General features: G+C 57.3%; 11 protein-coding genes. 6 read left to right on the top strand and 5 right to left on the bottom strand.

Going from position 1 to position 9247, the window contains the following annotated elements; translation table 11 throughout:
- From ACREAY_RS07105 to ACREAY_RS07085, 5 genes are all read right to left on the bottom strand, one after another.
- On the bottom strand, positions 1–168 hold a 168-nt coding region (locus tag ACREAY_RS07105), incomplete at its 3' end, for a redoxin domain-containing protein (protein WP_431755071.1).
- A gap of 34 nt (positions 169–202) precedes the next feature.
- Positions 203–1378 carry a cysteine desulfurase family protein gene (locus ACREAY_RS07100; protein ID WP_431755069.1) on the bottom strand — a complete coding sequence of 392 codons (1176 nt, stop codon included), beginning with the start codon at positions 1376–1378 and terminating at the stop codon, positions 203–205.
- Positions 1368–2177: an ATP-dependent sacrificial sulfur transferase LarE gene (gene larE, locus ACREAY_RS07095; RefSeq protein WP_431755070.1), complete on the bottom strand. Its 810-nt coding sequence runs from the start codon at positions 2175–2177 to the stop codon at positions 1368–1370. The genes ACREAY_RS07100 and larE overlap by 11 nt, the downstream gene beginning before the upstream one ends.
- Positions 2177–3418: a nickel pincer cofactor biosynthesis protein LarC gene (larC, locus tag ACREAY_RS07090; RefSeq protein ID WP_431755068.1), complete on the bottom strand. Its 1242-nt coding sequence runs from the start codon at positions 3416–3418 to the stop codon at positions 2177–2179. The genes larE and larC overlap by 1 nt, the downstream gene beginning before the upstream one ends.
- 32 nt (positions 3419–3450) lie before the next feature.
- Positions 3451–4011, bottom strand: a complete 561-nt coding sequence (locus ACREAY_RS07085; RefSeq protein WP_431755067.1) for a hypothetical protein — start codon at positions 4009–4011, stop codon at positions 3451–3453.
- A gap of 81 nt (positions 4012–4092) precedes the next feature.
- Between ACREAY_RS07085 and ACREAY_RS07080 the strand changes: the two genes are divergently transcribed.
- The 6 genes from ACREAY_RS07080 to ACREAY_RS07055 all read left to right on the top strand — a co-directional run bounded on the left by ACREAY_RS07080 (position 4093) and on the right by ACREAY_RS07055 (position 9217).
- The gene (locus ACREAY_RS07080; protein ID WP_431755066.1) at positions 4093–5007 is read left to right on the top strand and encodes a malate dehydrogenase; all 915 of its coding nucleotides are present in this window, start codon (positions 4093–4095) and stop codon (positions 5005–5007) included.
- A 100-nt stretch (positions 5008–5107) separates the two neighbouring features.
- Entirely contained in the window at positions 5108–5875 is a 768-nt protein-coding gene (gene larB, locus ACREAY_RS07075) for a nickel pincer cofactor biosynthesis protein LarB (protein ID WP_431755065.1), read from the top strand.
- A 90-nt stretch (positions 5876–5965) separates the two neighbouring features.
- Entirely contained in the window at positions 5966–7357 is a 1392-nt protein-coding gene (locus ACREAY_RS07070; protein WP_431755064.1) for an FxLYD domain-containing protein, read from the top strand.
- 89 nt (positions 7358–7446) lie between these two features.
- Complete coding sequence (locus ACREAY_RS07065; RefSeq protein WP_431755063.1) at positions 7447–8136, top strand: 50S ribosomal protein L18; 690 nt, start codon at positions 7447–7449, stop codon at positions 8134–8136.
- Positions 8133–8753 carry a 30S ribosomal protein S5 gene (locus tag ACREAY_RS07060; protein WP_431755062.1) on the top strand — a complete coding sequence of 207 codons (621 nt, stop codon included), beginning with the start codon at positions 8133–8135 and terminating at the stop codon, positions 8751–8753. Before ACREAY_RS07065 ends, ACREAY_RS07060 begins: the two co-directional genes overlap by 4 nt.
- Before the next feature lie 5 nt (positions 8754–8758).
- On the top strand, positions 8759–9217 hold the full coding sequence (locus ACREAY_RS07055) for a 50S ribosomal protein L30 (protein ID WP_431755061.1): 459 nt from the start codon (positions 8759–8761) through the stop codon (positions 9215–9217).
- The last annotated feature ends 30 nt before the right edge of the window (positions 9218–9247 follow it).

Below are 9247 nucleotides of genomic sequence, written 5' to 3'. Positions count from 1 at the left end.
CAGGGCGCACATCTCGGCAGTGCATACGGAGGACTCGGCCGCCGGAAAGAACGCGAGTATCGTCTTTTTTCCCTTGTAATCGCTCAGCTTGTGCGGTTTCAAGTCGCCGTCCAGGAGTTCAAAGTCGGGGGCCTTGGCGCCCACCCTCGGGACAGATGAAGTTGCCATGAGGCAATCCGGGCATTGCGCGGCATAAAAAGATTTAGACGTATTTCGACTTGAAGGGCGAAAGCGATCGCAGCTCGGCGACGACTTCTGACAGAACCTGCACGGTCCTGTCCACCTCCTCCTTTGTGTTTTGCAGCGACAGGCTCATCCGGAGCGAGCCGGTTATCTCCTCGTACGAAAAGCCCATGGCCTTTAGCACGTGCGACGGCTTTTGCTTTTTGACAGAGCATGCAGAGCCGGTCGACGCGGCTATGCCGTTTTCGTCCATCTTTATTATCAGGTCCTCGCCGTTGACCCCAAAGAACGTGAAATGGGCGTTGCCCGGCAGCCTGTCAAGGCGCGACCCGTTGAGCCTGCTGTGCTGGATTTCTTTTAGCACCTTATCGATCAAGTAGTCGCGCAGCTCCGCCACCTTTAGCCGGTATTCAGGCAGGCGCTTGCCGGCCAGCTCGCACGCCTTGCCAAAGCCCACGATGCCGTGGACGTTTTCAGTCCCGGACCGCAGCGCCGACTCTTGCCCGCCGCCGTAGATGAGGGGCATGATGTCAAGCCCGCTCCGGATATAGAGCGCCCCGACCCCCTTGGGCCCGTTTATCTTGTGCGACGACATGGACAGCAGGTCGACCCCAAGGTCGGCGACGCTGACGGGCATCTTGCCTGCGGCCTGCACGGCGTCCGTGTGGAAAAGCGCGCCGGCATCATGCGCGATTTTCGCCAGCTCTTTTATCGGCTGGACCGTGCCGACTTCGTTGTTTGCATGCATAACGCTCACCAGGGCGGTGTCGGCGGCCAGCGCCTCTTTCAGGTCCGGCGGCCTCACCATGCCCTCTGCAGTGACTGGCAGAAAAGTGACGCGAAAGCCGAGCCTCTCGAGGTCGCGGACCGGCTCTATGATTGCGTCGTGCTCGACATAGCTTGTTATGACATGCATCTTTGGCAGCGTTTTGGCGTACTCGGCAACGCCCTTTACCGCGAGGTTGTCAGCCTCCGTTCCCCCCGACGTGAACGTTATCTCGGACGGCCTGGCGCCGATGAGGCCGGCGACGCGCATGCGTGCCAGCTGCATGGCCCGGGCGGTCTCGCGGCCGAAATAGTGTATCGACGACGGGTTGCCGTACTGCTGCTTTAGGTACGGCAGCATCTCCTGTATCACTTCGTCTGCAACCGGCGTCGACGCGGCGCTGTCAAGGTATATCCGCTCAGCCGGCACCCTTGTCCACCACCGCGAGCTTGCCGGACCGGTAGCCGGCCGCATCTATTGCGACAAACTTCCACCCAAATTCCTTCAGCTTGCTATCCAAAAGCGACAGCTTGTCTGCGTCAAACATCATGGCAAGCTCGTCGCTTCCGACCTCGACCCTTGCGACGTCGCCGTGGTCCCTGACGCGCACCTGCCGGACACCAAATATCGACTTGACCGCTATCTCGGCGCTCTCTATCCTGCGCAGTTTTTCATAGGTGACTTCCATGCCTGCGGGTATCCTCGACGCAAGGCACGCGTTTGACGGCTTGTCGTATACGGACAGGCCGTGCTCTTTTGCCATGGCGCGGATCTCGGCCTTTGTTATCCCAAGTTCCACCATCGGGCTTTTCACCCCGTTTTCCCGCAGCGCCCTGATGCCGGGCCGGTAGTCTGAAAGGTCGTCGACGTTCGTGCCGTCCACTATCAACTTTATGCCTGCTTTTTGCGCCTCCGCCACCAGGTGCTGCCCAAGCTCGGTCCTGCAGTGGTAGCAGCGCGTCCCGTCGTTTTTGACAAATTCAGGGTTCTCCAGCTCGTCGTACTCGATTATGACATGGTGGATGCCTATCTCGCCGGCGACCTTGCGGGCCGTCGCCAGCTCCTCCTCTGCAAGCGTCTTGTAGTCGGCAGTGACTGCAGTTGCCTTGTCGCCAAGCGCCCTCTTTGCTGCAAGCGCCACCACCGCGCTGTCGACCCCGCCGGACAGGGCGACCATCGCGCTGTCGCCGCGCGCAAACCACGCCACCAGCTTTTCAAACGCGCCCATCATGTCTCACCCGTCTTTAGCGCGACCTGCGCGCCCACGAGCTCGGCCACGCGCCGGGCAGGCATGTTGCACCTTGCGGCAATTATCTTGATGTCCTCAAACTCTGGCTTGGCGCTTGCCATGTTGCCTGACGCGTCCCTTGCAATCTTGACATGGACGTTGAACGTGCTCCCGCTGACAGTCACCGGGACTGTGACCATGGCCCTTGGCAGCATAAACCTCTCTACCTGCTGGACCCTGGCGCCAAGCGTGCCGGACTCGCCAAACAGCGTCGCCAGGATAGCGTCCAGCAGAGAATTGTCGCAGACGACCCTGACTAGAAAAGTGGGCCGGCTCTTTTTCGTGGTGCCTGAAATGACCGTGACGTCTTTGGCGCCGGCCTCTGTCAGGCGCTCGACCATGTTGCCAATGACCTCGCCTGACGCGTCGTCCACGTTTGTCTCGACAAGGCAGACGGTGTCTTTTTCAAGGCTAGAGGGCGCGCTTCCAGCAAGCACGCGCACGACGTTTGCAAAGCCGTCAAACTTTTTCGTGCCGGCTCCATAGCCGGTCTTCTCCGGCACGATTGCAGGGTAATAGTCGATGCTTCCAGTTGCAAGGGTGGCAAGCATGGCGGCCCCAGTCGGCGTCGTCAATTCCTCCTTTGCAGGCCCGCCCTGTATAACAAAATTTTTGCCCTGCAGGATGCGGATCACCGCGTCCGCAGGGTTTGGCACGGTGCCGTGCGAAAATTTCAGCATGCCGCCGCCGACTGCGACGCGCGTCGCGTGCACTGTTGCGCCATAGAGCCCGAGGTCTGAAAGTGCTGTCGCGCAGCCGATAATGTCTGCAAGGGTGTCGACGCTGGATGCCTCGTGCAAATGTACGTTGTTGAAATCCTCGCCGTGGATGGCAGCCTCTGCCGCCACCAGCGCCTTTAACGAGTCGTGCGCAAACGCCTTTGCCCGCTGGTCCATGCCGAGCGAATCGCACGTCCTTGCAAGGGCGCGCAACATTTCTGTGCCTTTGCGCTCGTGCGCGCCGTCTTTGTACGACAGATGCAATTGCGTGGCAGAAAAGCCGTGGGTCACTATCTTGTTAAACGATACGTCGCTTATCTTGCTGCCCTTTAAAAAGTCCTGGCAGGCAAATATGGCATCCTGTACCTTTTTCTTGCCTGCGCCGGCGTCCACGAGCGCGGACGCCAGCATGTCGCCTGCGATGCCGGCGACCTGGCAGTCAATGACCGCTACCTTTGCCACGAGTGATTATCGTAGGGCGCTTTATATCACGTTTACTTCTTTACCGGCGTGTTCTTTAGCGCGTCGATCTCGGACTGGATGGCGGCGTCGTTTTCGCTGCCATAGATGACCAGCATCCGGTCGTCCTCCTTCAGGACGTAGCTGCTCATCGACTCGATCTCTTCGCCGTTGACAAACGACCTCAGGTTCTTTTCCTCATTGTCGCAGAACTGGGTGCCGTCGTCGCGTGTAAAGCAGTCGTTCTCCATCTTCATGTTCACGGATTTCAGGAACTCGCCAAACGGCACGCCGTCGGCATGGAGGTGGAGCGTGGTGCCGTCGTCTCTTTCAACGTGGATATATCTTGACGCGAGCTGGTACTTGCTCTGGGAAAAGTCGATCGCCTGCCCGTCGAGCTTTACTGCAAAGACGGCGTGCTCGTGGGTGGAACCCAGGACGTACGGGTTTTGCCCCGCATAGAAAAGGCCTGCAGCCACCGCCCCGATTATGACGGCCGCAGCCACCGGAATCGCTATCATGAGCGCCTTATTGCGCTTGCGCCTGCCGGCTGCAAAATAACTGTCGTCGCGCTTGCCGCCTTTTTTGCCTGACATGGCTTTCAGGGCAGCGGGTGCTCAATTTAAGGTGATCGGGTTTGTAGGTTTATAAGGAATCCAGCCCTTTTGCAACGCTAAATGACCATAACGGTAATTGGCTCCGGCAAGGTTGGCGCCTCGGCTGCGCTGAACTGCGGCCTGAGGGAACTTGACGACGTGCTGCTTTTAGACATTGTGCAGGGCCTTCCGCAGGGAGAGGCAATGGACATCAACCACCAGCTGTCAGAGCGCGGCTCTGACGCAATAGCGAGGGGCTCAAACAACTATGAAGACATGCGCGGCTCTGACTATGTAGTCTTGGTGGCAGGCGTCGGCCGCAAGCCGGGCATGACCAGAATGGACTTGCTAAAGATAAACGCCGGCATAGTAAAGGACGTGGCAGGCAAGATAGCGACCTATGCGAAAGACGCGATGGTCATAGTCGTCACGAACCCGCTTGACCCGATGACGTACCTTGCCATGAAAGCGATAGGATCGTCAAAGCAAAAGGTGATGGGCATGGGAGGCATGCTCGACCTGTCGAGGTTCAAGAGCTTTATCCAGGAGGCGACGGGCGTCTCCAGGGACTCTATACAGGCAATGGTGATATCAGAGCACGGCGAAAACATGCTGCCGCTCACAAGATTTTCGTCACTTGGAGGAATACCGCTCCACGACTTTATCGCCAAGGAAAAGGCGGCAGAGATATTTGAAAAGACGAGAAAGGTCGCAGCGGAGGTAATCGCGCTAAAGGGCGCCACGGTGTATGCGCCGGGCAACGCGGTCGCGACCATGATAGAGTCGATGTCCAAGGACAAAAAGATGGTCATACCCGTGTCTGCTTACCTTGAAGGCCAGTACGGCGTCTCTGACCTGTGCATAGGCGTCCCGGCAGTCATCGGGGCCGGCGGCGTCGAAAAGGTCGTCGAGCTAAAGCTGGACAGCTTTGAGCAGGACGTGTTTGACAAGGGAGTCGCAAGCGTCAGGGAAGCAATCAAGGCGCTCCCCCTTTAATTTTTATTTTTTTGCCTTTTTGTGTTCAGCATACTTTCGTACACGCAAGAATACTCTAGTATACTAAAATATACTCAAGGTTACTACAAACATCACGGCAATGGACCTTCGTACGATCCTTGAAAAGTTTGCCAGAGGCGCCATCACCGTTGAAGAGGCGCAGAAGGCCATCTCTATCCACTCTGTAGAGCACGTGGGAGGCATCGCCAAGCTGGACGTCGGCAGGGAGATGCGGAGGGGCCTGCCGGAAATCATATTTGCAGAGCGCAAGGAATATGCCGACACGCTCCGCATCGCGCAGGCGGCAGTGAAGCGCAACGGCCAGGCAATAGTGAGCAGGGCGAAAAAGCGCGACCTGAAGAAACTTGCGGGCGCGCTGAAAAAGAAGGGCCTGCAAGTCGAGATAGGGAGGAACAGCACGACTTTTCTGGTTTCAGACGGCAAGCGCAGGCAAAAGGCGTCTGGCGCCGTGGGCGTAATGGCCGCCGGCACCTCCGATATTGGTATTGCCGAGGAGGCGAGGCTCGTGGCCGAGTCGATGGGCTGCAAGGTCGTTGCAAGCTATGACGTCGGCATCGCCGGGATGCATAGGGTCTTTCCAGCGCTAAAGGCGATGCTCGAGCAGAACGTGGGCGCCATAGTCGTGGTAGCAGGCATGGAAGGGGCGCTTGCATCCGTGGTGGCGTCGATGGTCGACGTGCCGGTAGTCGGCGTGCCGGCGTCGGTTGGGTACGGCTTTGGGGGCGACGGCATCGCGGCACTTGCATCCATGCTGCAGAGCTGCACGCTGGGGCTGGCGGTCGTCAACATTGACAACGGAGTGGGTGCAGGCGCATTTGCGGCATCCATAGCCAAAAAACGCGCTTGACAGGCAGGGCAAGGAAATAAGCGCATCCGGCTCTATGTGATTCTTATATGCAAATTCTTTATAACTTGGTTTCATGAATTACAGAGCCCATTGCGCAGGGTTCCGGCCATACTGTTTGCACTTTTCATGGCGAGCGCGCTCTTGGCGGCGCCGGCGTTAGCGAACGCCCAGTCAGGCAGCATCATCACCCTGCTCAGTTCCTCGTCATATTCAAGCGCAGCCACTGGCAGTTTTTATGTCGTTGGCGAGGTCAGAAACGACACGTCCGATCCGGCAAGATACGTGCAGGTGAAGGCGACCTTTTACGATGCGGCGGGCGCAGCCGTGGCTTCGTCGTTTGCCTTTACCGACATTGACGTAATGGCGTCGGGGGAAAAGTCGCCCCTTAGGATTATCCTTTTTGCAGACGAAGGCGCCGATCTGGTCTCAAGTTTCAAGCTTGCAATTGAATGGCACAAAGCTACTGCCAAGCCGGCCGCGTTAAAGCTGAGCATTGATAGGGGATATTACTCGTCGGCCGTCTCGTACCACCTAGTCGGAGAAGTGGCAAACGATGGCGAGTCGGCCGCCAGCTGGGCCAAGGTCGCCGTGGCGTTTTACGATTCTGCAGGCAAGGTGGTAGACGAAGGCTTTACCTTCGCGGACCCATCCAGCATACCTCCCGGCGGCAGCGCTTTTTTTGACATACTTGTTGTTGACGCAAACCCAAACATCGCTTCATTTTCTGCCAGCGCCGAGAGCAGAGAACATTCAATGGTGCCAGGCAGCGCGCCTGCGCCAAAGCCTCTCGCAGCCGGCCCGGCGATTACGCTGAACCTTGACAAGGAATCATACCGGTTCGGCGAGACCATCAGGATTGCAGGCAAGGTCTCGGGGCTGATGCCGTCAGAAAGGTTTGCCGTCATAGAGATACTCTATCCTGGCGGCGTCCTTTATGACAGAAAGACAGTCCTTGCGGGTAAGGTGGGAAATGAAGACGAAAAAAGCTACGAGCTTGCATACCGATTCGTTTCCACCCCCGACATGGAAGGCAAAACGTTCACAGTAAGGGCGACCTACGTTTCCTCGTCGGCAACGTCCAGCTTTGTCTACGCCGGCCAGCAGGCAGAGGCGGCAAAAAAGCAAGGTGCAGAAAAGCAGCGCGACGCAGACCTGAAACTGTCGGCATCCCTCAGCGAAAAGACCAAGATAATGACCCTGTCGCTAAAGAACCCAAAGGGAAGCAAGGTCAAGGCGTACGAGTTGCACCTGTCGCTGCCGGCAGGCATGATAAAGTCGGCGTCGGCCCCGAAGGGATGGTATGCAGACGTCGACGGGCACGCGGTGAAGTTTACCACCGACGCCGCCCCGCTAAAGGCAGGCAAGAGCGCCAAGTTCAGGATAGCAGTTTCTGAAGCCATAGTGTCCGTGGACTGGGACGCGTTTGACGCGGGCGGCGCCAACATTGGCAGCAAGACGACGGGCGTAAACATCAGAAAATGAGTTGCACAGAGAGAAATTACGCACCCGTTAACGTTTATAAGTGCTATAGAATCGTTGCACTTCTAATCGTACAAAATGGTGAATGCTAGTTGACTTATGTCCGAACTCTCAAAAGGATTAGGCTTGACAAGACCAATTATCGCAAGAGGGCTGCCGTCATTATCGGCAGGCACTCGTTTGTCACCGTCAAGGTTACCGATCAAAACGTTGCTGTCCAGATGCTAAAGCCAACGCCTACAGGCGACCTGGTGATCGCGTCCGTCCACAGCCACGAGCTGGCCAAGCAGGGCTGGAAGGGCTCTTCCAACAGCCTGCCGGCATGCTACCTCGCGGGTCTGCTACTGGGCAAAAAGGCGCAGGCCAAGGGCACTAACAAAGGCATACTCTACATCGGCAAGGACCACTTTACCACAAGGGTCGCCGCGTGCGTCAAGGGCATAGCCGACTCGGGCCTCAACATCCCGGTGGGAGAAGAGTCGTTCCCCGACGGCGACAGGATATCCGGCCAGCACATCGCCGACTATGCGAACGCGCTAAAGGCAGACAAGGACGCATACAATTCACGATTCTCGGCCCTCCTGAAGAACGGGCTAAAGCCAGAAGAATACCCGGCGCACTTTGAGGAGGTCAGGTTCAAGATCTCTGGCAAGGCAGCGGAACCAAAGGCGCCCAAGAAGGAAAAGAAGGCAGAGGAGCCGGCAAAGGAGAAGAAACAAAAGGCGCCCAAGAGGGAAGCCAAAGAGGACAAGAGACCAGATAAAGGAGCTAAAAAGAAATGAGTCGTTATTCACCGTCAAGACAAGAACAGGTAGAATGGAAACCGCGCACCACGCTAGGACAGATGGTGCTCGCAGGCAAGATAAACTCGATGGACCAGATATATGAAAACGGCCTCAGGATCCAGGAACAAGAGATCGTCAGGCACCTGTTGCCCGACATGAAGAGCCAGGTGGTCCACGTCGGCATCGTGCAAAAACAGACGGACGCCGGTGAGATGACGCGCTTTAATGCGCTGGTGGCAGTAGGCAACGAGGCCGGCTGGTTTGGCATAGGCAAGGGCAAGGCCGCCCAGATGAGGCTCGCCATCGACAAGGCGACTAATGCTGCTTACCTCAACGTCATCCCGGTGAAACTGGGCTGCGGCAGCTGGGAGTGCAGATGCAACCAGCTCCACTCTGTGCCGTTCAAGGTGAGCGGCAAGGGCGGCAGCGTCACTCTGGAAATAATCCCCGGGCCAAGAGGCCTCGGGCTTGTTGCAGGCGAGAACATCCGCAACCTGCTGAAACTGGCAGGGCTGAAGGACTCGTGGACCAAGACGTTTGGCTCGACAAGCACAATGTCGTCGACTACAAAGGCAATATTTAACGCGCTGAGAAGCACGTACAGCGTGGGTTGATGATTATGGCATATCTCGTCGTAAGAATAAAGGGCACAGTCAACATCCCGACGTGGGCTAGGACAACTCTAGACAACCTCAACCTTGACAAGCGCTTCAGGGCGACCCTGGTTCCAGAGACCGCAGAGTCGCTTGGCATGCTGAGGAAGGTAAAGGAAGTCGTCGCCTGGACCAAGGCCGACACAGGCATCGTCAAGGAACTGCTGGAAAAGCGCGGCAGGAAGGAAGGCTACAAGGTGCTGACCAAGGCAGACCTTCCAAAAGAGTACAAGAGCATGGACGACCTCGCCACCGCAATAGCAGGCGACAAGGTCGCGATGAGCAAGCTCGAGGGGATCAAGCCGTGGTTTGCGCTCGGCCCGCCAAAAGGAGGGTTCAAGAGAAAGACCAAGACGCAGTATGCGGAGAAGGGGGTCCTCGGGGAAGACGGCGCGCTTGTCGAGATCGTCAAGAGGATGCTCTAAATGCAGCAAGACTTAATTAAGGTGCAGGCG

The organism is Nitrososphaera sp., from assembly GCF_050748925.1.
In the GTDB taxonomy this organism is placed as follows: domain Archaea; phylum Thermoproteota; class Nitrososphaeria; order Nitrososphaerales; family Nitrososphaeraceae; genus Nitrososphaera.
This window is presented reverse-complemented; position numbering and strand designations above follow the sequence as displayed.